Origin of the sequence: Pseudomonas lijiangensis, from assembly GCF_018968705.1 — a bacterium.
In the GTDB taxonomy this organism is placed as follows: domain Bacteria; phylum Pseudomonadota; class Gammaproteobacteria; order Pseudomonadales; family Pseudomonadaceae; genus Aquipseudomonas; species Aquipseudomonas lijiangensis.
In genome coordinates this window covers 3,333,530-3,357,200 of the sequence record NZ_CP076668.1, presented here as the reverse complement: position 1 = coordinate 3,357,200, position 23,671 = coordinate 3,333,530, and the positions used below count along the sequence as shown (strand labels likewise).

Here is a 23,671-nt window from a genome sequence, read left to right as displayed (position 1 = left end):
AACGCATGCCCGTAACGAATCTATTAGGAGAGCAGGATGAAATTCAGTGAACAATGGTTGCGTGGCTGGGTAAGCCCGCAGGTTTCCCGGGACGAGCTGGTTGCCCGTCTGTCGATGGCCGGTCTTGAGGTTGACAGCGTTACGCTGGCCGCCGGCATCTTCACCGGTGTGGTCGTAGGCGAAGTCCTGAGCACCGAGCAACACCCTGATGCTGACAAGCTGCGCGTTTGTCAGGTCAGCAATGGCAGCGAAACACTGCAGGTCGTCTGTGGCGCGCCGAACGTGCGTCCGGGCCTGAAGATTCCTTTCGCAATGATCGGCGCCGAGCTTCCTGGCGACTTCAAGATCAAGAAGGCCAAGCTGCGCGGCGTCGAGTCCAACGGCATGCTGTGTTCCGCTGCCGAGCTGCAACTGGGCGAGGGTAACGATGGCCTGATGGAGCTGGCTGCCGACGCTCCAGTGGGGCAGGACATTCGCGTTTACCTGGAGCTGGACGATGCCAGCATCGAAGTCGACCTGACGCCAAACCGTGGCGATTGCCTGTCGGTTGCCGGTCTGGCTCGCGAAGTCGGCGCGCTGTATGCCGCCGAGGTCACTCGTCCGCACGTGGCACCTGTTGCTGCAGTGCATGACGAAGTGCGTCCTGTCGAGTTGCTGGCACCTGCTGCCTGCCCGCGTTACCTGGGGCGTGTGATTCGCAACGTCGACCTGTCGCGTCCTACTCCGCTGTGGATGGTAGAGCGTCTGCGTCGTTCGGACGTGCGCAGCATCGATGCAGCTGTCGACATCACCAACTACGTCATGCTGGAGCTGGGTCAGCCTCTGCATGCCTTCGATCTGGCCGAAATCAATGGCGGGATTCGTGTGCGCATGGCCGAGGAGGGCGAGAAGCTGGTCCTGCTCGACGGTCAGGAAGTCAGCCTGCGTGCTGACACCCTGGTCATCGCCGACCACCAGCGTGCACTGGCTATCGCTGGCATCATGGGTGGCGAGCACAGCGGCGTGACCACCAAGACTCGCGATATCTTCCTGGAAAGCGCGTTCTTCGACACCATCTCGGTGGCTGGCAAGGCCCGTTCCTATGGCCTGCACACCGATGCTTCGCACCGTTACGAGCGCGGCGTGGACTGGCAACTGGCCCGTGAAGCCATGGAGCGCGCCACTGGCCTGCTGCTGGAAATCACCGGCGGTGAAGCAGGGCCTGTCATCGAAGCAGTCAGCGAACAGCACCTGCCATCGATTGCTTCCGTGACCCTGCGTGCAAGCCGTGTCGAGCAAATGCTCGGCCTGGTGATCGAAAACGCCGAAATCGAACGTCTCCTGACTGCTCTGGGCTTGAAACTGAGCAGCGAGACTGCTGGCCAATGGCTCGTTGAAGTGCCAAGTCATCGTTTCGACATCAGCCTTGAAGTCGACCTGATCGAAGAGCTGGCGCGTCTGTACGGTTACAACCACCTGCCGGTTCGTTACCCGCAAGCACGCCTGGCCCCTCAGGCCAAGGCTGAAGCGCGTGGCGATCTGCCTGAACTGCGTCGTCTGCTGGTTGCCCGTGGCTATCAGGAAGCGATCACCTACAGCTTCATCGATCCGAAACTGTTCGAGCTGTTCAGCCCGGGCGTCCAGCCGCTGCTGCTGGCCAACCCGATCTCCAATGACATGGCTGCCATGCGTTCCTCGCTGTGGCCGGGTCTGGTCAAGGCGCTGCAACATAACCTCAACCGTCAGCAGGATCGCGTTCGCATGTTCGAAAGCGGTCTGCGTTTCGTCGGTCAGCTTGATGGCCTCAAGCAAGAGCCGATGCTTGCTGGTGTGGTTTGCGGCAGCCGCCTGCCTGAAGGTTGGGCGCAAGGCCGTGACGCCGTCGACTTCTTCGACGTGAAAGCGGATGTGGAAGCGGTGCTTGGTTTTGCTGGCGCACTGGGTGAGTTCACGTTCTCTGCAGGTCAGCATCCAGCCTTGCACCCTGGCCAGACCGCTCGCATCGAGCGCGATGGTCGTGAAGTCGGTTTCCTGGGCGCCATTCATCCGGAACTGGCAAAAACTCTGGGCCTTGATCGCCCGGTGTTCGTGTTCGAACTGGTGCTGGGCGAAGTGGCTACAGGCCGTCTGCCGAAATTCCACGAGCTTTCCCGCTTCCCGGAAGTACGCCGCGACCTGGCTCTGCTGGCTGATCGGGACGTCAATGCAAGCGCGGTTCTTGACGTTATTCGTGAAAATGCAGGCGAATGGCTCACGGACCTCAGGCTATTTGACGTGTATCAGGGTAAAGGCATTGATCCGCATAGAAAAAGCCTTGCAGTCGGCTTGACCTGGCAGCATCCATCGCGCACTCTTACTGACGATGAGGTAAACGCAACGACACTTGCTATCCTCAATTCACTTGAGGAACGGTTAAACGTCACGTTAAGGAAGTAGCGTATGGGGGCTCTGACGAAAGCTGAGATGGCCGAACGTCTGTACGAAGAGCTGGGCCTGAATAAACGAGAAGCCAAGGAATTGGTTGAGCTGTTCTTTGAGGAAATCAGGCACGCTCTGGAAGACAACGAGCAGGTGAAATTGTCCGGATTCGGCAATTTCGACCTGCGCGACAAACGCCAGCGGCCTGGTAGAAATCCAAAGACCGGCGAGGAGATTCCGATCACTGCTCGCCGTGTGGTCACCTTTCGTCCAGGGCAGAAGTTGAAGGCCCGAGTTGAGGCTTATGCTGGAACCAAGTCATAACGACGAGCTACCGCCTATCCCGGGCAAACGCTACTTCACCATTGGTGAAGTCAGCGAGCTCTGCGCGGTCAAACCGCACGTTCTGCGCTATTGGGAGCAGGAGTTTCCTCAACTCAACCCCGTCAAGCGACGCGGAAACCGTCGGTATTATCAGCGCCAAGACGTGCTGATGATCCGCCAGATCCGCGCTTTGCTCTACGACCAGGGCTTCACCATCGGTGGAGCCCGGTTGCGTCTTACCAGTGGCGAAGCGAAGGACGATACCCAGCACAACAAGCAGATGATCCGGCAGATGATTGCCGAACTGGAAGATGTACTTGTCATTCTTCGTGCATGACGAGCGAGCAAGATACTTCCATAATTCAAAAGCTTAGGGTATATTCCTCATCGCTTTCGCAAGTTGCGAAACAGTTTCACGCCTAGTCGGGGCGTAGCGCAGTCCGGTAGCGCACTAGCATGGGGTGCTAGGGGTCGAGTGTTCGAATCACTCCGTCCCGACCATATAATTCAAGGGGTTACGAGATTTTATCTCGTGACCCCTTTTTATTTTTAGTGTTTTTACCCCCACAGACGCGAATAGCCCGTCGCTGTGAAACGCTGGGGTAGTAGGATTCGGTCGTCACTTGTTGGATCCTATGGTCCGCCATTAAGTCAGGGAGCAATTGATCCGAAGCCACAGTTCAACTAGGAGTCGTCCAGGCTGCGCGTACTTGAGTGGTGAGGGTAGTCGAGATTGCCTAGTTTCGATGCCCTCACGTGCCTCGTCTCTGCCTCAGGTGACTACTATCCGTATTCCCTTGGATCAGGTAGTTGAGGATCGTGGCGTCTGGCTTGCAACGAGTGGTCCGGTGTTGAATACCCCGACGAATTACATCCGTTCTTTACTGGCATAGGGAGCCGGCAAGAACGATCCAACGATTGCGTCTCGAGGCCGGCCTCGGCTACAAGATGTCTTGAACGCCGTCGTCGCTGTTAGCGATTCAGAACGAGCAATTGCAATTACAGCAGCGCTGCAAATCCCTGGCTGTGGAATTAACTATGCCTTGAAAATCCTAAGGTTCCTGCGGCCAAAACTGCATGCTTGATAACCGTATTCGCGATGCACTGTTGAGGGAAGGCGTGTTACGGTTCGGGTGTGGCCGATGTTAAGGCGGCTACGAAGGTATAGAGGCCTATGGCGTTGGAGTGGTCTATGATCCGTGCACGATGTGGCTCCTAGATGGGCGGCAGGAGATTAGCCTAGCGAGCTGGATGCGGCGGCTGTGGACTAAAAGGGCAATGACGGGTGCAAGTCGATTCATACTTCTGCGGTTGAAAAGCAGGCGTCTGGTCAATCGACAAAAGATGGGCAATTTTTTCAGATGTTGTTTGGTGGTTGGCGTCGCAGAGCTATCTACTGTTCGATAAAGAAGATGGCTATAAATTTTCGGGGGCTGTGGTGACGGAAAAGGGACTGAAGCTTTGCGAAACCTTGTCTAACAGCTGAGCCTTGTAGAAAAAAAGGCCGCTTCGTTAGCGGCCTTTTACTTTTGGAACTCCTGCGAGTAGCAGACCATTCATAACTGGTAATTTATGATGATCACTTCGGTAAGACTTTGCGAGTCTTATAAATTTTAAAGCCGTCTGGAACTGGTTTAAATGGACCTGCAGGTGAGCGGTGGCTGCTCTGAAATCGCCGTAATGCCTGAATGTCGATTTCTCCAATGACACAATAATCTGTGATTCCACCTTTGACCTTAAGAACATCTCGTTTCCAGCTATCCTTGTAAGGTGCGCGGATACGACTATCACCGTATTGCCGGTCGTTGCACTGGATAACATAAGCATGAATGTCTAACGCGGCAGATTCTACTAACGCATTAAATGTCTCTGTGTCCTGATTCCACTCAGGAACAAACAGCGCATCTACCTTTCCTCTAAGCGCACTTCGATAGCCGATATTTGTGAGTTCGCTGCATACCAATAAAGCGAAGCGGAACTCTCCATGTTGAATAATTGGTGGCTTTTTCCAAGGTTTTTCTGGCTTTAATTCCACGCCCGCTATTCGACGCAGTTCCTGTTCTTCATGCAATGCGGGTCGTTGCTTGTCCTGTCGGTAGATCATCGTTGAGGGGAACCCCAGCCCGTCGTGAGAAAGAGCTACCCAAACCTGGTTGTGAACCTTCGCATGTTTGGCATGAAGGTATTCGACCCCAGAAATCAAAGAGATACCACGACCGTGTAACTTTCGCGCGATGCGAATGAACCATAGGGCTGGAAGCGCCAATTCAGGCAGGATTAGATAACGACTCTTCTCAGGGTTTGAAATCACGCCGTCTAGCAAGTGATTCAGCCTAGCGTACCTTTTTTGAATGTCAGGGTCAGGCTGCTGCGCTACCGATGCTGTCCAACTTTCCAGTCGAGTCTGCCAGCTGGATACGGCAATGCGGTAATCTGATGGGGGTGTATCATCGGGAATTTGTAGAACTCCTCGTCGATCCATAAACGGCATTTTGTCGTTTAGCGTGAAACCTCTTAGAGCTAGAACAACTGCGCGTATTTCCTCCTCATGATCCTTGGAGTAGACATTTTTGCTGAGTACGAAAAGCTCGGGGAGGTTGAAAGGTCGTGTGGCGAAAAGAAGGCCCCGGGGTAAGCCTTCGAGATTGCTCCATTCTGCGAGGAATGTTGCTCCGCGTAATACCCTGTGGGGAAGCATTTGAGCCGATTCATCGTGAATTGCACCTGATCGACGATCAGGAATACCCCGCTGCGCGACCATTTCTTCTGGCAAGCCAATAAAGCGGAATGGCATGTGGGCCAAATCAAAAGAAAAGAGTCTAGCTTGGGCTCGCTGGAAGGCTTTGGTGGACCAAGGCCATTTTACTCCTAGATCGCTTGGTCGATAGTCGGCCATATGTTCTTTCCATTCCCGCTTGCCATTCTTGGAGAGAAAAGGCGGAAATGCGGACATAATACTTTCAAGTACGGTTTTTAGTGAGTGTCCTTCCCACAGCGCAAGAACGTTCTCGTCATCGACCGGTCCTTCGTTAGGCCACGCCTTCACGCTCACTGAGCAGTTTCGCCTGATATTCGTACGCAATTTGTCAAGCGCTGTAATGATTTTTCGTAGCTCCCGAAAATCCTCACATGCGGTTGCCAGCTGTATCACGCGAGGTAGATAAATCGATAACTCAAAAAATTGTGGCAGCACTAGTACGTGCTGGGTAAATGCGCGAAAAAATGCATGCCGGTGCGCTTTCCAAGCTTCAGGAGGTAAGTCACGTTCATACGCTTCAAAATCACGTAACTTGATGGCAAAACCCGCGCGACGCATTGTTAACGCATCCGTTTTTCGCAAGTTATCAGCCGTCTCTCCGTCGCTTTGAGTTGCTGCTAAAAGATCGGTTCCAACGTGTTCGGCCCAACGAGGTAAGCGTGGCATTGCACGCCATTCGCTTGCGCGTTCGTGAATCTGATGAGCAATAGCGTCTATGAACGTTTTGCCCGTATCGCCATTCAACATAAAGACTTTATTCTTTGCATTGGCAAAACATATCTGACTTTTGTTTTTTCCCGATTTGAAATAGCTAGGCTGAAAAATTATTCTTTTACTCTCTCCCTTACCATCCCAAGCAAGTTTTTCGTCAGAGCGTTCGAATAACCAATCCCAAAGTTCATCCGTTGACCGGAAGTGGGCGCCATTTTCCATGACGAGCAAAATATCATCAACGTATCGTCCATAGTACAATGGAATGACTTGCTGTTCGATCACGCGGTCCAGCTCTATCAAAGCCATGTTGGCGACTACAGCAGACGCTGGTAATCCAACCGGCAGACCTTTCTTCAGCGGAGTTGTCGCTGCCCATGCTTCTAGAGCTTTGATGAATAAATGATTTAGTTTTTTCTCGGTTTCTGTCAGCTCAAGTGAGAGCACATCATGGAGAAAGGACGACTCCAGCATGAACCTAGGTTTAAGTTCGTGGTAAAAAGAACTGACATCAGCCGTGAGTGCGACGACTTTTTTTCCATCATCCAAGGCAGCACGCATTGAGGAAATGCCGTTGTCACGCCAGTTTCGAAAAGGTGTTAAATAAGGAACAAATGAACCTAGTGATAGCGGGTTTATATTTTTTCCATCTTGTGTGCGGCGCAATCGATTTCCGTAGGCGCATTTGGAAAGCTTCGCATCATACTGATGCCCTACTTTAAGCAACCATAAAGCAGATAATACATGAAAGTCTATGCTGCATTGAGCCATCAAGCGGAATTCCGCATTAGGCTTTGAATATTCCTCAGTTTCCGAAAGTAACTCGCAAGTGCGGTCCCAATCTTCTTCTGGAGAGGAAAAAATTAGGCCGGTACCATTTTTTTCGCGAAATTCCTTGCGGTCTGCCCAAGTAACAGACTTAGTGGCAAAGGTCCACCCACCGATAAACGCCTTCTGTTCAACCCACTTTAGGTTGCTTCCATTGAGCAGAATCAAAAGCGCACTGAGATTTTCGGAAAGGTGTTCCTCGTAGGCTGCTATTGCCAATAAGTCGGGACTGGACGAATAGAATAAATCCACCTTAGCCTTTCGATAAGCTAATCCTAAATCCTCAAGAACGAAACTCATCTGTCACCTGCTAGGGAAACGTAAGGTGGTACTTCGATTTTTTTTATATTCATTTTAACATTCCTTGAATGTACCGATCAGGGGCAGGGGGGCGCTATACCATTGAGCCGCTGCTATCCGGCTACACGTTGCAGCATCGCAGCGCTCGATCGGGTAGGTAATCCCGTGCTTCAAGAAGTCTTGTGCTGGTTTTTGAGAAACCGGTAACTCCAGATTAAAAATCTAGCCACCAATCCCGACATGCTACCGGTTTTTTTCAACACCTTATAAACCAGTTCTCGAATTCTTTGTTGCTCTTCGGGAGCCCTTCGATCAATATCGATTACACGAGTAGTGGAGTTTGCTATTTTTCCGCCTACAATGATTGAAAACACTATGAAAAATAGCCAGCGATAATGTTTGGAGCGTTGATTTTGAGATACTACTGTAATCGTTTTTTCTTGTTCATACCTGAGCCTAACCAAGGTTGGTACTATGCATTCAGATGCTAAAGCTACAGTTCTCCCAATGATATATTTGTCGACGAGGTTTTCAGGCGGATCGGGAAAGGCGGTGCAATAAGAAGCCGGTACGGTTTGACAGATGCCGGATGCTGGGGAGAGTTGGTAAGAGCCAACGCCAAGTTTCGTAGTTGGGCATCTTTGGTTATTGTAGTCATTTATCTCCTGTCTGATTTTAATTATTTCTTTATCCGTTATTTGAGACCAGCTTGGAGCGTAAAGAGTGCGACTAACGTGGGGGCCGAATTCTTTATAGATCTTATGGTGATCACTAGCGTATTCGTTAAGCTGTTGCTGTACACGTGAAGCCCAGCGGCAGGATACAGATTCTGAGAGTCCGTTCTGTTGGCAGTAATTATCGTACTCGCGTACTTGCGCTAGTAAATACAAGCTCGCATTTCTCGTCGCGGCGCTAGCGTCTGTCAGCTCCTGAGCGTCCTCGGAGGCACCACTATCAGCAACGAAAAATACTCCTGCCAAAATAGCCATAAGAAACCAAATATGATCGTAATAGTGGCGGAAGCGGTCATTCAATTTGAATGCGTCGTATATAATTATAGTTGCGGACCATCCGATTAGTACGGCATATAAGATTATAGATGCAAATCCAAAGGCGCTTCCCAAACTACCTGTGCCACCCACAGAATATCTGGATGGGGTGAGGCTAAAAGCTGGAAGAAAACCAAGTGTGTTTAGCAGTCCTGGCAATAATAATAGAAGCCCTATTATCATTATGCCTTTTGCTCTGCCGAGAATGTATCCAGCCAAAAGTACCAATGGTAAAGAACAAAGTGCTAGAAACATAATGGCGACTAATACGGGTACAACTGCTTCACCGGGTGCGAAGCCGCCCACTAGCCCACCATCCGCCGCTTGTTCGATGAACCCGGAAGAGGAAATGCCTAACCCATCCAACGTTTGATGCAGGTTATACGCCGCACCGTGGAAGAACCTCACATAAGGAGATAGAAACTCAAATAACGTCATCAGCTTAGCTCGGAATGTCTATTAAATATATCGCGTACCGACCTGGTCAGCCCTTGAGCTGTGGGGTTACACCGAATGCAGAGCATTGCATCAGAAAATGAAGTGCCAAAATAGTGGCACGGGTGCTATTTTTCGATAATGATACGGATCGTTCAATACTGATCCAGTACGGCCTGCGGCTTTGGATACGGGTCGTTTAAAGCCGTCAGGTGCGCAAATAATGTGAAGCAGGGAGGCTCAAATGTGGGCTGACGTCGATACAAAACAAGATTTTCTGAATTACTCAGAGGTCGCTGATCTGGTCGTCGACGTAATTCGCGACCCGAACATGAGGCCTGTGACGGTCGGTGTATTTGGTTCTTGGGGCACTGGAAAATCAACTCTGCTGAATTTAATTGAGGAAGGCCTCAACCCCGGTGAGGCCCCAAGTAAATACGTTGTGGTGCGTTTTGATGCATGGCTTTATCAGGGATTTGACGATTCCCGAGCAGCCTTGATGGAAATCATCGCATCGACATTGATTGAAGCATCAGAAGGAAAACCAGCGGTTATCCCCAAAGCCAAGAAACTGATGGGCCGTGTAAATAAAATGCGTGCACTTGGTCTTCTGGTCGAAGGTGGCGCAATGGCCATGGGGATACCAGCTTTTGGATTTGGCATGAAAGGTGTGCAGGCCCTAGACGATCTATTCTCGGGCGAGGCGGATGAAGAAACGCTATCGACGCTAAAGGAAGCTGGTGGCAAGGCTAAAGGCCACCTTACTGGTTTGTTGGATGAGGAAAAGCAGCGGACTCCACCGAAGGAAATCGCCGCCTTTAGGTCAGAATTTGCCGACGTTCTCACTGCGTTGGATAAAACGCTGGTCGTATTTGTAGACAACCTCGATCGGTGCCTTCCAAAGCAGACCATCCAAACCCTCGAAGCCCTTCGCTTGTTTTTGTTCATGGGGCAAACGGCATTTGTCGTCGCTGCCGATGAAGACATGGTCAGACATTCGGTGAGCGAGCATTTCAAAGACCCAGATGACCGACACGTAACTGACTATTTGGACAAGCTCATCCAGGTGCCAGTACGTGTTCCTAGGCTCGGGGTACAAGAAGTGAGAGCCTATTTGTTCATGTTGTTCGCGTCCGCCGGCGCAGTGATTCCAGCGGATAAAATCGAAAAGCTACGAGCCGGGCTTGAGGAGAATCTGCGTAAAGCCTGGAAGGAAGAGCCTATCGTCACCGAGGCCGCATTAGGTCTTCTTGGTGCAGGTGTTCCAGATCAGATCGCCCAAGGTTTTGCGATTGCTGATCGCATGGCCTCTATGCTCGCGAACTCAACGCTGATCCTTGGAAATCCACGAATCGTTAAGCGGATGTTGAACGTAGTTCGTATGCGCTCTCGTGTTGCCAAGCAAAGAGACATGCCGGTGGATGAGGCTTTGATTGCCAAACTCGCTCTGTTTGAACGGTGCATGGAAGACAAGTCGGTTGCTCACATGTATTCGGTGATCAACGCAGCTGCGGGGGGGAAACCGGAAATCCTGGCGACCCTCGAAAACCTGCTGGAGGATCCAGATAAGTTCAAACTAGCTTGCCCTGAACCGTGGAACGTAAAAGTTGAATTTATCAGAGAGTGGCTGACGCTTGAGCCTTCACTCTCAAACACTGATCTCCGTCCGATTGTCTATTTGAGTCGTGAGACCACGCCATTACGTGTACTGAGAGCGGGCTTATCGGCCGCTGCGACAGAAGCGCTTGTGGTTCTCAAGAGAGCGTCCAACACATCCTCCCCATCTGCCATCGCTGCCATTCTCACAATACCAACTGGCGAGCATGGTGCTGTTATGGCACAGCTTATTCAGTCAATGCGGTCCCACGTGGATTGGACTACCAGAGCGCCTGGTTTTGATGGCGCATTTATGTTGGCCGAGCGCTCATCCGATGCAGGCTCTTCGTTATCCGATTTCATCCATACGGTCATGCCAGGAAAAATTAAGCCCTGGCTCAGTACCAGGGTGAAAAGCGTCAGCTGGTTTAAGCCTAAAGAGAAGCAATGACATGGGAACGTCGACTTCGAGTAAAGGGCCCGGTGGTAATTCTCCGTTTGTTCCTGAATGGATAGACACAACGGGCCAAGGTGCGATTCCAGAAACTCCTCCGCAGCGGTTCAAAGATTTCCGTAAATCCTTGGGTAAATTCGTCTCCAGCGGAGACGGCGACTACCTTCGCTCTGCTGTACGAAGCTATGCCAGTGGCTCTACAGGTGGTAGCAGTGTCGGCCCCATTCGATTTGGCTCGATGGCTGGTGCTGGCGGCGCACTGTTTGGTGCAATGGCAGCGCTGAGTGACGGCCAGTCACCAAGCGGGCTCGATCTAGCGTCCCTTAACGGGAAAGATACGGACGTTGCGATTGACATAATCGTCCAAGCTCTCGTTCCAGAAGATGGCGATTCAGACCGGGTTCGCGTAGCGATGAATGAAGCACTATCGGATTGCCTGGAAGGCTATGATGAATTCGACTTCACGAAGATAAATGATGAAATGCTTGTCCAAATGATGCTCGTGTACGTCACGAAATGTATTTTTGGGCAGATAGTGCTGGACTCCAATGAGGCCTTCGCTAAAGCATCCTCTCCTGGGCAGGTGGAGCAGGCGGAAAGGGATTTGTTTTCTTTGGTGGAAGCGGTAACGGACAAGCACATGCGCCCCCTTTTAACGGGTAACTTGAAGTCCTTCACGAGTGCCCAAATCGAAAAAATCCAGCTCAGTGCGATTAAAGAAGTTTGGGTCGAGTGGGAGAGCTACGAACAGTGACTGACCTAATTTTTCATCACGAATTTGACCAACTTCCACCACGCTCTCCGAATGTCATACCCGTCCTGATGTACGGAAGTCGACCACTGGCGAAGGGTACCTGTTCAATCGGTGGGCCTGTTCGTACCGCTGTTCGACGTCTAGGTGCGCCCGTGAGTCGCGTGGGCTTCGATTTGCTCACTATTGCGATGGCAGTTACGGCGGCAGACACGTTTGTCGATAAAGCCGAGGCAGACGATGGGTGGGCAAGACAGCTTCGCTTGCTCATTCCATTAGCCGATCCGGATCTTTGGTATGCAGCTGTTCCTTTGCTTCAAAAAGCGCTTCATTTTTTAAGTGGTGACATCTGGACGATTGAGTTGCTACCTGACGGCCCTAGACAATCAAAATCGCAAAATCGTGGCCACATCACCGTGCTTGCTGGCCATGATTGTGTGAGCTTGTTCTCCGGAGGCATGGACAGTGGCATTGGTGCGCTTGATCTATTGGGTAAAGGGCGACGGCCAATTCTGATCAGTCATTCCTACAGAGGGGATTCGGAGAAGCAAATCCTTGTGAGCAGCCAGCTCCCCGTAAAAGTCTCGAGATTTGCTGCCGTGGCGAACCCCACCTCATTGCTTGGTACCACGCTCGATGTGCAGATGCGTACACGCAGCTTCAACTTCCTTGCTTATGGCACGTTAGTCGCTGCTACTTTGGCGCAATTGAGAGTGGCCAGTACACCGGTGGAGTTATTCGTTCCAGAGAACGGTCTCATCGCTCTCAATCCACCGATGACGCCAAGACGCATAGGGGCGCTGAGCACCCGAACGACTCATCCTCATTTTCTTGGGTTGTTCCAGCAGATTCTGGACACCGTTGGTTTGCCAGTCGTTGTCAAAAACCCGTATGCGCTAAAGACAAAAGGGGAAATGCTTCTTGGCTGTTCCGATCAAATCTCGCTCAGCGCTCTTGCCACCGATACTGTCTCCTGTGGGAAATGGAAGAGAACGCATCAGCAGTGTGGCAAATGCGTTCCGTGCATTATCAGACGAGCTTCATTTCACGCCGCAGGTATGATAGATGGCACGAGTTACAATCCAAAGGGCCAAAACCTGCAGGCCGTTTTCAACGATGAAAAAGCACGGGACGACCTTATGGCGATGGTTCTGTCATCCAGGCGTTTACCCAAAACCAGCATCTCTAAATGGGTGTCTAACGCGGGTCCGCTGCCGCTGAATCGTAAAGACCGAGATGACCTACTGGGTGTAGCGGAGCGAGGAATGGGAGAGGTGAGTGCTTACCTGGACAGCCTTGGGCTAATTTGAGCAGCGAAGAGTTGCATTACTACCTCGCAAAGAGATCAGGGCATGATCACCATCATGCCATGTTCTGTGAACCCTGCTGATATACGATCCTTCTACTTTTACCCCCACAAAAACGTCGGCTCTTGATGGACGTTCCTGGACTCTTGTAGAACTGAACACCGTTGGAGCTCAAGTAAATACTAGCTTAGGAAAATCCAGGGAGAAATTTTGGAGTCCTTCCAGAAGTATGAAAAAGGAGATCGGGTGCTAGGGATTGAGTGTTCGAATCACTCCGTCCCGACCATATTTTTCAATGACTTAGCCCAATCTGTGAAGGTTGGGCTTTTTCATGTGCGTAACTTTTGCGGGGATTCTTCCAGTTTCCTCTTTCAAGATTTTCACTAGGGGTCTACCTATACCTCGTTTGCAGTGCCAATTAGCTCCCTTGGAAGACTGGTTGTGCCAAAACAATCTCTTGCCGTCTTCCGTCGTGTCAGCATTCCACCCGAATGCAGCGACCAATGCAGCCTCGCTTCAGAAGAGTCACTGATTTTCACAACAGGTTTGAAGTCCGTAAGCCTGTTCCGGTCAACCACTCGTCTACCCACTCTGCACTCCCGTCCTCTCTACCTCTCTCACCCTATACACACGCAGAAACCCTGCGCCGAGAAAGGAGAGTAACCATGGGAATCGAAAACAACGGGCCTGAGAGCGCTTACCCAGGCCCGGCTGAAAAGACGACCGACACCGGCGAAGGTCATGGCTCCGGTCTTGATCAAGCCCCGTCCGAGCCAAAGCAGGGCAGTGTTGACCGTCCCGAGGACTGGAATCCGCCTCCGGGTAATCCAGACTCTGACGATGAAGCTCAGGTTGACCGCGAAGACGATGACGAGCCGAAGACTGACAGCCTTATCGATGCTGAGTAAGCAGCATGAGCTGCTTCACCCAAAGGTCCTTTCAGGAAATGAAATGGTCCGGTCTTATACCCATCACTCCATGCTGTTCTGTTGCGGGTGTGCAATATCGACATAAAAATTTACACATGCTCCGTCAGACAAAAACCACATCTGCGACCTTGGGCTAGACTCTAGTGTCAATCCGCTATGTAGTGTTTACAGGGATGGTCCAATGCTTTCTCATCTTGAACTGCGTCATGTTATGGAAGTGGCCTTCAGGCCTACGATTTGTAAATGCACCATCAGCCCGGACGGCTTGATGTCCATCGAACTGAGGAACCCGGAAACCCATATTCCGGAGCTGACAATGACCGGGATTCCGACTGCCAAGCTCAGTGGTGGGCGTGCAATTGCGGCTTTGGTCGGTGAAATCAAGGATGAAGCCAGGCGCGCCAAGGCGGTTGACAAGGACGAGATCAAACGCCAGGGATAGGACGAATACGAAAAGCCCGCATCATCTGGCGGGCTTTCGGAGAGTCACATCATTTCAGGTCAGGTATTTCTCTCTCACAACGCCTGGCTTGAGTGCTCGTGATGTCGTGCTTTCTTCTTCATGAGCATTAAAGATTCCCGTTTTATATCCGATGCAATATGCAACCTTCCTCGGATACCCATCATGTTCAACTCCCATTTGAAACAAGCCAACAAGGCACTGGAACTTCGACTGGCCATGCTGGAGCAGGCCAGTCAGGTTCTGGATTTAGAGACTGTAGCTGCAGTACTGGATGGTCGAGGGAACGTGAAATCCATCAATGCTCTGTTTGAAGCCGAGCTTGGTTATTCGCCCAGCGAGGTGGTCGGGCGTCGTCTTGAGGAATTGAGTCCGTCGGAGCTGAGTGGTGATGTTCACCAGAAGCGGGCTCTGGGTGCTATTCGGGAAGGGAAGCACTTTAGCGGGACGCTGCGGTTGAATCACAAGCAGGGCACCAAGGTCTGGCTGCGAACGATTGTCGTGCCATTCAGGAATGAAACCGGTGGTATCGAACAAATCATTCTGTACTCGAGCGTACTGACGCGCACCATCGAAGCTTCGCGAGAGAATGAGGCGTTGGTCAATGCCTTGCAGCGTTCGACGGCTGTCATCGATTTTACGCTCGATGGAATTGTGACCACCGCGAATGACAACTTCCTCAAGGCCATGGGCTATGAGCTTGCCCAGATCAAAGGCAAGCACCACAGCATCTTCTGTACGCCCGAAGAGTCCGGCTCAGAGGCTTATAAAAGTTTCTGGGAAAGGCTGCGCAGAGGTGAGTTCATCGTCAATCGTTTCCTGCGTATCGATAAGTTCGGTCGTGATGTGTGGCTTGAGGCTTCCTATAACCCCATCACCGATGCGAATGGCAAGCTGTACAAGATTGCCAAGTTCGCAACCGTCATCACCGATCAGGTCGAGCGCGAGAAGGCGGTGTCCGAAGCATCGAATATGGCGTATCAAACCTCTGTCCAGACTGACTCTACTGCCCAGCAGGGGCGTGCAGTGATCAAGAGCACGGTGGAGGTCCTGGATCGTCTGACCCGGTCGATGCAAGAGGCGACTCAAGGCATCGAGGCGCTTGATTCCCAGAGTCAGGTGATCGGGACAATCGTAAAGACCATCAGCAGTATTGCCGAACAGACGAACCTGCTCGCTCTCAACGCTGCAATCGAAGCGGCCCGGGCCGGTGAGCAGGGCAGAGGTTTTGCCGTGGTGGCTGACGAGGTTCGACAACTGGCTTCCCGTACCACCAAGGCTACGGAAGATATCGTGAGCGTGGTCAAGGAAAACCAGAGCCTTGCTTCGGGTGCCGTTGGCGTGATCGAACGCAGTACGGAGCAGGCTACTGAGGCGCTGACCCTGGCCAATGATGCAGACCGTGTGATCCAGGAGATTCAGCAAGGTGCGAACTCCGTGGTGCGTGCGGTCAGCAGCTTCGTTACTCAGAACTCGAACTAGACGTTCGGCCTGATCGCTGAGTGCGGGTTTAGGACGTTTTTTGAAAGCGCTCTAGACCCGCACAGCCTTATACAGCGCCTTGATCAAATCCGACTGGGTGATGATGCCCACCAGATGCCGCTGGGCGTCGATGATCGGAACATGCCGATGGCCATTTTCCGAAAACACCGGCACCAGATCGGTCAGCAGGCGCTCGGCACTGGCGACACGCACCTTACGGGTCATGATCTCGCCGACAATGCTCGCCGGTTGTTTGTTGCTGACTTGGCGCAGCAGTGCCCGCAGATGCCAGCCCACGCCTTCGTGGGCATCCATATCGATCTGTTTCATGAAGTCGGCCACTGTCACGATGCCCATCAGGTGTCGTTGCCGGTCGATCACCGGTAGCGCCTTGATCTTGTGTCGACGCATCAAGGCCCAGGCCTCACGCAGGGGCATTTCCTGGCGGGCGACTATCGGCGTGGTGCTCATCACGTCTGCGCAGCGGATCTCGCCCATTTTGCGCTGGTAGGCCGAGGCTTCTGCTCGCTCCAGCAGTTCGTGAAGGTCGTCGCGGCTGACATCCAGCACCTGGTTGTAATGGGCGAGGGCGGCCTCCAGATCCGCGTCACTGAAACGGCTGGCAGGCGAGTGGCTTTTTACCTGCTGAACATGGGGCCAGGGACGACGAGTCAGATTGTTGTAGATCACGCCCGCCGTCACCAGCAACAGCGAGTCGAGCATCACGGGACTCAGTGCATACACAAACTGATCGCAACCGGCAATCACCATCAACAGCGCCGCTGCGCCTCCTGGCGGATGCAGGCTGCGGGTCGCCAGCATCGCGGCAATCGCCAGACTGACCGCCAGCGCGGCAGCCAATGTGGCATCGGGAATCCATTTGGCGCAGGCAATGCCCACCAGCGCCGAAACCGTGTTGCCGGCCACCACTGACCAGGGTTGCGCCAACGGGCTTGATGGCACGGCAAACACCAGCACCGCACTGGCCCCGATGGGCGCGACGATGGCCATGCCCAGAAGGCTGTGCTCCATGGCGAGTGCGCCGTGCAGCCCGAGCGCTGCCACGCTGGCGACCAATAGAATTCCCAGGGCCGCGCCGCTGCTGGCGCGTAACTTTTCTCGGGTGTCGATTGCGTGGGGCGCAGGCCATAGCGAGCGCAGGCGTGCTTTAAAAGAGGAGGGCATGCTCAGGCTTCACTCCTGCTCGAAAGGCACGCGGAAACGCTTGCCAGCCGACTTGAGTTCTTCCCGATGCAGAAAAGCCAGCTGCGCCAGCACCTCACTGCCCTTGTCGGTGAGACTGACTTGTACTTCGCGCCGGTCTTCGACATTGCGTTGAGTCTGCACCAGCCCCAGAGCCTCGCAACGTTTCACCAGCGCTGCCGCACCATGAGGCACGATCTGCAAACGCTCCGCCAGCTCACCCACGGTGGCCCAGTTGCGGTCGCTGAAACCTTGAGTGTGCAGCATCAGAAGGTACTGCTGGGAGGTAACGCCGCAGGCCTGAACGGCCTCTTCGGAAAAGCGCAGAAAGCGCCGTAGCTGATAGCGGAATTCGGACAGGGTTTCAAAGTCCTGCTTGTGGAGGGTATCAGCCATGGAGATAGCGTCGCTTCGGTTGAGGGAAGGGCGGCTTTTATATCATGGCGTGATGTATTTTGGCGATTTTGGATAATGTCGATTTGCCCATGTTCAGGCGTCGCGGCTGAGTTCGTCTTGATGAGAATCGACGAGGTGTGTCAACTGGCAGTCGTCTATCTGGAGTGAGCATCCGCCACTCATCGCTTCCCTTGCACTCCCGGCGCCACAGCCTTTCTCACTACAAAGCGCAGACATCCTGCGCCTCACGCGGAGAATGGTCATGGAAATTGACGAGAATGCACCGGGTAATGTTTCGCAGAGCCCTGCTACCAGGCCGACGGACAGCGAAACCGGGTTCGATGCCGATCCAGCCGTTGATGATCTCAATAATGATGAGAGCGACGATCCTGATCTGCCGGTCAATCCACCGATAGACGAAGATGAAGAACCGCCCCTCAGATAGTCCCCGGTAGCGAATTCATTCGCGAGAGGCCGGTACATCCAGAAGAGAATGGATCGCCTTCAATGCCGTTATTCGCGAATGAACTCGTTTATCCCGAGAGAGCCCCCACGCGCACCATTCGGTCTCACGGCCAGTCCGTCACGCATTACACGACTCGTAGATGCTCGTCGGTACTTCTTTGCTTCCTCTGATAGATGGATTATTGCCAGATCCGTAAGAGTCATTCTCATTTTCTGCGAGTGACAATCTGACGCAGGCAGCGGCTTTTTTGGTATCGTTAAAAAAGTAACCGTTTAGTTAATAATTTTTCGCAGGCATCGAACCCGATGTTCAGAGCCGGAAAATCCTACCGTGGGCTTTGCCTCTGAGCTGCCGGAAAAGCCCCGTTTTTCTCAAGCGTTCATGCATCAGCAGGATCATGCAACATGACTAAGTCTCAACCTTCTGCATCCTTCAGTCGCTGGCCCATTCGGGTTGTCGCGCTGGGTGTACTGGTATTTGGATTGCTTTTCGCCGCAGGAGGCGGCTATCTCGTCACGCTGGGTGGCAGTTGGTACTTCCTGCTGGCCGGTCTTGGACTGATTGCATCGAGCGTTCTGCTTTTCAGACAACGCCTTGCGGGTGCCTGGCTGTTCACAGCGGTGATGGTGCTTACGGTGCTCTGGGCACTGGCCGATGCCGGGTTGAATTTCTGGCCGCTGATTTCGCGGTTGTTCGCGTTGGGCATCCTGAGCCTGCTGGTGGCGCTGATCTATCCGGCGCTGTGCAGGGCGAATGGCCTGAAGGTCGGCGGTGCCTGCTATGCCTTGGCGGGCGCTCTGCTCATCGCCATTGTTGCGGCGGGTGCGGGAATGTTCATGCCGCATGCCTCGGTTTCCCCGACTGGCAACGGCCCGGGCCTGACCAGTGTCGACCCGGCAAAGGCTCAGAAAGACTGGCAGCACTACGGTAATGATGAAGGTGGCAGCCGTTTCGCAGCTCTGGACCAGATCAATCGCAGCAACGTCTCGAAGCTGGTGCCGGCCTGGACCTACAACACTGGCGACATCGCAATCAGCAACGGCAACGGTGCCGAAGACCAGACCACTCCGTTGCAGATTGGCGACAAGGTGTTTATCTGCACCCCGCACAACAACATCATCGCGCTGGATGCCGACACCGGCAAAAAACTGTGGAAGAACGAGATCAACGCTCAATCTGCGGTCTGGCAGCGTTGCCGTGGCCTGGCTTACTTTGATGCCACAGCCGCCGTTGCCCAGCCAACCGACGGCAGCACGCCTGCCAAGGCTGTTTCCGTACCCACGGGTGCCAATTGCCAGCGTCGTCTGCTGACCAACACCATCGACGCGCGCCTGATTGCCGTTGATGCCGATACCGGCGAGTTTTGCCAGGGTTTTGGCAATAACGGGCAGGTCGATCTGAAAGCCGGCCTGGGCAAGGTTCCGGATTCTTACTACCAGCTGTCTTCCGCGCCGCTCATGGCCGGGACCACTGTGGTGGTCGGTGGTCGTGTTGCGGACAACGTTCAGGCCGACATGCCGGGTGGTGTGATCCGTGGTTTTGACGTGGTCACCGGCGAAATGCGCTGGGCCTTCGATCCGGGCAATCCTCAGGACCGGAACGCACCGGCTGCGGACAGCACTTACGTGCGCAGTACGCCCAACAGCTGGGCGCCGATGTCTTACGACCCGGCCATGAATACCGTGTTCTTGCCCATGGGCAGTTCGTCCACCGACATCTATGGTGTGGAGCGTACCGCGCTGGATCACAAGTACGGCGCTTCGGTACTGGCATTGAACGCGACCACAGGCGAAGAGAAGTGGGTCTACCAGACCGTTCACAACGATCTGTGGGACTTTGACCTGCCCATGCAGCCAAGCCTCATCGATTTCACCAAGGCCGATGGCAGCAAGGTTCCAGCGGTGGTGATCGGTACCAAGGCCGGACAGATTTTCGTGCTGGATCGTGCCACTGGCCAGCCGCTGACTCAGGTTGACGAGATTCCGGTCAAACCGTCCAACATCCCCAACGAGCCTTACTCGAAAACCGAGCCTCTGTCGGTGGGCATGCCGCAGATCGGCGCACCACACCTGACAGAGTCGGACATGTGGGGTGCAACGCCGTTCGACCAGATGCTGTGCCGTATCTCGTTCAGGAAAATGCGTTACGAAGGCCTGTACACCGCGCCGGGCACCGACGTCTCGCTGAGTTTTCCGGGTTCTCTGGGTGGCATGAACTGGGGCAGCATTTCTACCGATCCGGTGCATGGCTTCATCTTCGTCAACGACATGCGTCTGGGACTGTGGATCCAGATGGTGCCGCAGGAAAAAGATGCCAAGGCCTCGTCTGGCGGTGAAGCGCTGAACACCGGCATGGGTGCAGTACCGCTCAAAGGCACGCCGTACGCCGTGAACAAGAACCGCTTCCTGTCGGTAGCCGGTATTCCTTGTCAGGCACCGCCTTTCGGCACCCTGACTGCCATCGATATGAAAACTCAGAAGGTCGCCTGGCAAGTGCCGGTGGGTACGGTTGAAGACACCGGTCCCATGGGCATCAAGATGCACCTGCCATTGCCGATCGGCATGCCGACGCTGGGCGGGACACTGTCTACCCAGGGCGGTCTGGTGTTCATCGCCGGTACTCAGGATTACTACCTGCGTGCTTTCAACTCCGCCAACGGCGAAGAAGCCTGGAAAGCGCGTCTGCCCGTAGGCAGCCAGGGCGGCCCGATGACGTATGTTTCGCCCAAGACCGGCAAACAGTACATCGTCATCACTGCCGGTGGTGCGCGTCAGTCGCCTGATCGTGGTGATTACGTGATCGCTTACGCGCTGCCTGACAGCAAGTAACTCTAGTAAGCAACGCAACACCGCAACACCGCAGCACCGCAGCACCCGAAACCCGCTGTCGCCCCTCTGGCTGGCAGCGGGTTTTTTGTTGCCTGCCTGATTGATCCCTCTAGCTCTACACCCTGGACTCGTCTAGGCTGATCGATGCCGACGCAAGTCCTGATGCAAGGCACTTGATGATTGGCCAGCAGCACTGCCGTGAGAACGGAGCCCAGAGACACCGCGGGCTCTGTATATGCCATAGACATCATCTGTCGCGATCCGGGCTTGAGGCCCGGTCGGATAGCAGGATGCAGACCAAGAGGTAGCAGTACATGTCAACCGAATCAAAATGTCCGTTCAACCACGCTGCCGGTGGTGGTACAACGAACCGAGACTGGTGGCCTGAGCAACTCAATCTGAAAATCCTGCATCAGCATTCATCCTTGTCCGATCCACTGGGCGAGGCATTCGATTACGCTGAAGCGTTCAAGAGTCTCGACCTCGAGGCCGTGAAAAAAGACCTGCACGCCCTGATGACCGATTCTCAGGACTGGTGGCCGGCCGACTTCGGTCATTACGGGCCGCTGTTCGTGCGCATGGCCTGGCACAGCGCCGGGACTTACCGCACCGCCGATGGCCGTGGCGGTGCCGGTGCGGGTCAGCAGCGCTTCGCACCACTCAACAGCTGGCCGGACAACGTCAGCCTGGACAAGGCCCGGCGCCTGATCTGGCCGATCAAGCAAAAATACGGACGCAAGATTTCCTGGGCCGACCTGATCATCCTCACCGGCAACGTGGCGTTGGAGTCCATGGGCTTCAAGACCTTCGGTTTCTCCGGCGGTCGTCCGGACGTGTGGGAGCCTGAAGAAGACGTGTACTGGGGTTCCGAAAAGACCTGGCTGGGTGGCGACAGTCGCTATGGCAAGGAGGCTCAGCCACCGGGCGAGGGCGTTCTGGTTGCCGAGCCTGAGCTGCATGGCAGCGAAGAGAAGCGCACCGACAGCGAAGGCCGTAACCTGGAAAACCCGCTGGCCGCCGTGCAGATGGGCCTGATCTACGTAAACCCGGAAGGTCCCGAAGGCAACCCGGACCCGATCGAGTCCGCCAAGGACATTCGCGAAACCTTCGGCCGCATGGCCATGAACGACGAAGAAACCGTTGCCCTGATCGCGGGCGGTCACGCCTTCGGCAAGACTCACGGTGCAGGCCCTGCAAGCCACGTGGGCGCTGAACCTGAAGCCGCAGGCCTGGAAGAGCAGGGCTTTGGCTGGAAAAACAGCTTTGGTACCGGCAAGGGCGCTGACACCATCACCAGCGGCCTGGAAGTGACCTGGACGTCCACGCCAACGAAGTGGAGCAACGAATATCTGGAAAACATGTTCCGCTTCGACTGGGAACTGACCAAAAGTCCGGCAGGCGCTCATCAGTGGACGCCGAAGAACAACGGCGGCGCGGGTACTGTGCCGGATGCCCACGACCCTTCCAAACGCCATGCCCCGAGCATGCTGACCTCCGATCTGGCGCTGCGCTTCGACCCGATCTACGAGCCGATTTCCCGACGCTTCCTCGCCAACCCGGACCAACTGGCCGACGCCTTTGCCCGTGCCTGGTTCAAGCTGACCCACCGTGACATGGGCCCGCTGGCGCGTTATCTCGGGCCGGAAAACCCTACCGAAGAACTGCTCTGGCAGGATCCGCTTCCAGCTCTCGACCATGCTCTGGTGGACGACAGCGACGTTGCTGCCCTCAAGAGCAAAATCCTGGCTTCAGGCTTGTCGGTTTCGCAACTGGTGTCCACTGCCTGGGCATCGGCTTCGACCTTCCGGGGTTCCGACAAGCGCGGTGGCGCCAACGGTGCGCGTATCCGTCTGGCTCCGCAGAAAGACTGGCCGGTCAACCAGCCCGAGCAACTGGCGAAAGTGCTGAAAACCCTTGAAGGGATTCAGGCCGAATTCAACAGTGCGCAGGCGGGCGGCAAGAAGATTTCCCTGGCCGACCTGATCGTACTGGCAGGCAGCGCAGGCATCGAAAAAGCAGCCAGCAATGCCGGGCAGAGCGTCAAGGTTCCGTTCACACCGGGCCGCACCGACGCTTCCCAGGAGCAGACTGACGTCGAATCCTTCGGTTTCCTGGAGCCTATTGCCGATGGTTTCCGCAATTACCTCAAGGGCAACTACAAGGTATCGGCCGAAGCACTGCTGGTGGACAAGGCGCAACTGCTGACCCTGACCGCTCCGGAAATGACCGTGCTGCTGGCAGGCCTGCGGGTCCTGAACATCAATGCCGACAATAGCCAGCATGGTGTGTTTACCAAGCAGCCAGAGGCGTTGACCAATGACTTCTTCGTCAACCTGCTCGATATGGGGACGGCGTGGAATGCAGCTTCGGGTGCCAACGACACCTTCCAGGGACGTGACCGCAAGACCGGTCAGGTGAAATGGACCGGTACCCGCGTCGATCTGGTCTTCGGCTCCCACGCCCAACTGCGTGCAATCTCCGAAGTCTATGCAAGTGCTGATGCCCAGGAGAAGTTTGTCAGCGACTTCGTTGCCGCCTGGACCAAAGTCATGAACCTGGACCGCTTCGACGTCTGAATCCGGTCGTGTGAACGTCAGCCTGAAGCGGTGTGAGCCGCTTCAGTGCTGTTACAGGTCATCATTACTGCGTTTTGCCCCGTAAAAATCCCGCTTTCAATCCGCCAACGCCATCCTCAACGCCACCGCCACTTCAAGCAGCTTATGCGCCTGCATTCCGACTTTCGCGGCCAGTTCATCATTGCCGGCCTCCTTGAGCATGGGCACCAGATCCAGCAGCCGGCCGACTTCGTTTTCGATGCCTCGAATGGAGTCTGACACCTGATATTGAAGTGAATGAGCCATCTCTTTCCTCGGGTCTTGCACTGTTCTGGATACATGCGCGCCACGGGATGCTACAGGCTCTGCTTTCATAACTGAACCCGAAAAAGGAAACGCCCTGCAGAAGCAGGGCGTTTGGGGCTCATGTGTTGAGCTGGGT

17 protein-coding genes, 1 tRNA gene and 1 pseudogene are annotated in these 23,671 nt (G+C 54.3%); 14 read left to right on the top strand and 5 right to left on the bottom strand.

Features of this window, described 5'->3' with window-relative positions:
* Nucleotides 1–36 precede the first annotated feature (36 nt).
* From pheT to KQP88_RS13780, 4 genes are all read left to right on the top strand, one after another.
* Complete coding sequence (gene pheT, locus KQP88_RS13795; protein WP_216703362.1) at nucleotides 37–2,415, top strand: phenylalanine--tRNA ligase subunit beta; 2,379 nt, start codon at nucleotides 37–39, stop codon at nucleotides 2,413–2,415.
* Nucleotides 2,416–2,418: 3 nt separating this feature from the next.
* The gene (ihfA, locus tag KQP88_RS13790) at nucleotides 2,419–2,721 is read left to right on the top strand and encodes an integration host factor subunit alpha (RefSeq protein WP_002553164.1); all 303 of its coding nucleotides are present in this window, start codon (nucleotides 2,419–2,421) and stop codon (nucleotides 2,719–2,721) included.
* Nucleotides 2,702–3,058: a MerR family transcriptional regulator gene (locus KQP88_RS13785; RefSeq protein WP_198725037.1), complete on the top strand. Its 357-nt coding sequence runs from the start codon at nucleotides 2,702–2,704 to the stop codon at nucleotides 3,056–3,058. The genes ihfA and KQP88_RS13785 overlap by 20 nt, the downstream gene beginning before the upstream one ends.
* 87 nt (nucleotides 3,059–3,145) lie before the next feature.
* Nucleotides 3,146–3,222 (top strand) — tRNA-Pro (locus tag KQP88_RS13780).
* Nucleotides 3,223–4,300: 1,078 nt separating this feature from the next.
* Here KQP88_RS13780 and KQP88_RS13775 read toward each other — a convergent pair.
* Both KQP88_RS13775 and KQP88_RS13770 read right to left on the bottom strand, forming a co-directional pair.
* Nucleotides 4,301–7,318, bottom strand: coding sequence for an RNA-directed DNA polymerase (locus tag KQP88_RS13775; RefSeq protein ID WP_216703361.1), 3,018 nt, complete (start codon nucleotides 7,316–7,318; stop codon nucleotides 4,301–4,303).
* Nucleotides 7,319–7,488: 170 nt separating this feature from the next.
* Complete coding sequence (locus KQP88_RS13770) at nucleotides 7,489–8,805, bottom strand: hypothetical protein (protein WP_216703360.1); 1,317 nt, start codon at nucleotides 8,803–8,805, stop codon at nucleotides 7,489–7,491.
* Between the two features lie 241 nt (nucleotides 8,806–9,046).
* Here KQP88_RS13770 and KQP88_RS13765 point away from each other — a divergent pair, with 241 nt between their 5' ends.
* The 7 genes and pseudogenes from KQP88_RS13765 (at nucleotide 9,047) to KQP88_RS25610 (ending at nucleotide 15,781) form a co-directional block, all read left to right on the top strand.
* Entirely contained in the window at nucleotides 9,047–10,849 is a 1,803-nt protein-coding gene (locus KQP88_RS13765) for a KAP family P-loop NTPase fold protein (RefSeq protein WP_216703359.1), read from the top strand.
* Nucleotide 10,850: 1 nt separating this feature from the next.
* The gene (locus KQP88_RS13760) at nucleotides 10,851–11,606 is read left to right on the top strand and encodes a hypothetical protein (protein WP_253950488.1); all 756 of its coding nucleotides are present in this window, start codon (nucleotides 10,851–10,853) and stop codon (nucleotides 11,604–11,606) included.
* Nucleotides 11,585–12,913 carry a Qat anti-phage system QueC-like protein QatC gene (gene qatC / locus KQP88_RS13755; RefSeq protein ID WP_318297762.1) on the top strand — a complete coding sequence of 443 codons (1,329 nt, stop codon included), beginning with the start codon at nucleotides 11,585–11,587 and terminating at the stop codon, nucleotides 12,911–12,913. The genes KQP88_RS13760 and qatC overlap by 22 nt, the downstream gene beginning before the upstream one ends.
* 662 nt (nucleotides 12,914–13,575) lie before the next feature.
* The gene (locus KQP88_RS13750; protein WP_216703358.1) at nucleotides 13,576–13,818 is read left to right on the top strand and encodes a hypothetical protein; all 243 of its coding nucleotides are present in this window, start codon (nucleotides 13,576–13,578) and stop codon (nucleotides 13,816–13,818) included.
* A gap of 202 nt (nucleotides 13,819–14,020) precedes the next feature.
* Nucleotides 14,021–14,281 carry a DUF1652 domain-containing protein gene (locus tag KQP88_RS13745; protein WP_200992015.1) on the top strand — a complete coding sequence of 87 codons (261 nt, stop codon included), beginning with the start codon at nucleotides 14,021–14,023 and terminating at the stop codon, nucleotides 14,279–14,281.
* Nucleotides 14,282–14,401: 120 nt separating this feature from the next.
* Nucleotides 14,402–15,241: pseudogene (locus tag KQP88_RS25615) on the top strand (PAS domain-containing protein); the annotation flags it as partial.
* 30 nt (nucleotides 15,242–15,271) lie between these two features.
* A complete protein-coding gene (locus KQP88_RS25610; RefSeq protein ID WP_236249837.1) occupies nucleotides 15,272–15,781 on the top strand; it encodes a methyl-accepting chemotaxis protein in 510 nt (169 codons plus the stop codon).
* A 51-nt stretch (nucleotides 15,782–15,832) separates the two neighbouring features.
* On the opposite strand, the gene KQP88_RS13735 is transcribed toward KQP88_RS25610, so the two are convergent.
* Both KQP88_RS13735 and KQP88_RS13730 read right to left on the bottom strand, forming a co-directional pair.
* Entirely contained in the window at nucleotides 15,833–16,966 is a 1,134-nt protein-coding gene (locus KQP88_RS13735; RefSeq protein WP_216703356.1) for an HPP family protein, read from the bottom strand.
* A 9-nt stretch (nucleotides 16,967–16,975) separates the two neighbouring features.
* A complete protein-coding gene (locus KQP88_RS13730; protein WP_200992017.1) occupies nucleotides 16,976–17,380 on the bottom strand; it encodes a MarR family winged helix-turn-helix transcriptional regulator in 405 nt (134 codons plus the stop codon).
* A gap of 262 nt (nucleotides 17,381–17,642) precedes the next feature.
* Here KQP88_RS13730 and KQP88_RS13725 point away from each other — a divergent pair, with 262 nt between their 5' ends.
* The 3 genes from KQP88_RS13725 (at nucleotide 17,643) to katG (ending at nucleotide 23,250) form a co-directional block, all read left to right on the top strand.
* Nucleotides 17,643–17,825 carry a hypothetical protein gene (locus tag KQP88_RS13725; RefSeq protein ID WP_216703355.1) on the top strand — a complete coding sequence of 61 codons (183 nt, stop codon included), beginning with the start codon at nucleotides 17,643–17,645 and terminating at the stop codon, nucleotides 17,823–17,825.
* Nucleotides 17,826–18,250: 425 nt separating this feature from the next.
* On the top strand, nucleotides 18,251–20,674 hold the full coding sequence (locus KQP88_RS13720) for a glucose/quinate/shikimate family membrane-bound PQQ-dependent dehydrogenase (protein WP_216703354.1): 2,424 nt from the start codon (nucleotides 18,251–18,253) through the stop codon (nucleotides 20,672–20,674).
* A 314-nt stretch (nucleotides 20,675–20,988) separates the two neighbouring features.
* Nucleotides 20,989–23,250 carry a catalase/peroxidase HPI gene (gene katG / locus KQP88_RS13715; RefSeq protein ID WP_216703353.1) on the top strand — a complete coding sequence of 754 codons (2,262 nt, stop codon included), beginning with the start codon at nucleotides 20,989–20,991 and terminating at the stop codon, nucleotides 23,248–23,250.
* Nucleotides 23,251–23,346: 96 nt separating this feature from the next.
* On the opposite strand, the gene KQP88_RS13710 is transcribed toward katG, so the two are convergent.
* Nucleotides 23,347–23,535, bottom strand: a complete 189-nt coding sequence (locus KQP88_RS13710; RefSeq protein WP_198727735.1) for a hypothetical protein — start codon at nucleotides 23,533–23,535, stop codon at nucleotides 23,347–23,349.
* Nucleotides 23,536–23,671: the final 136 nt, after the last annotated feature.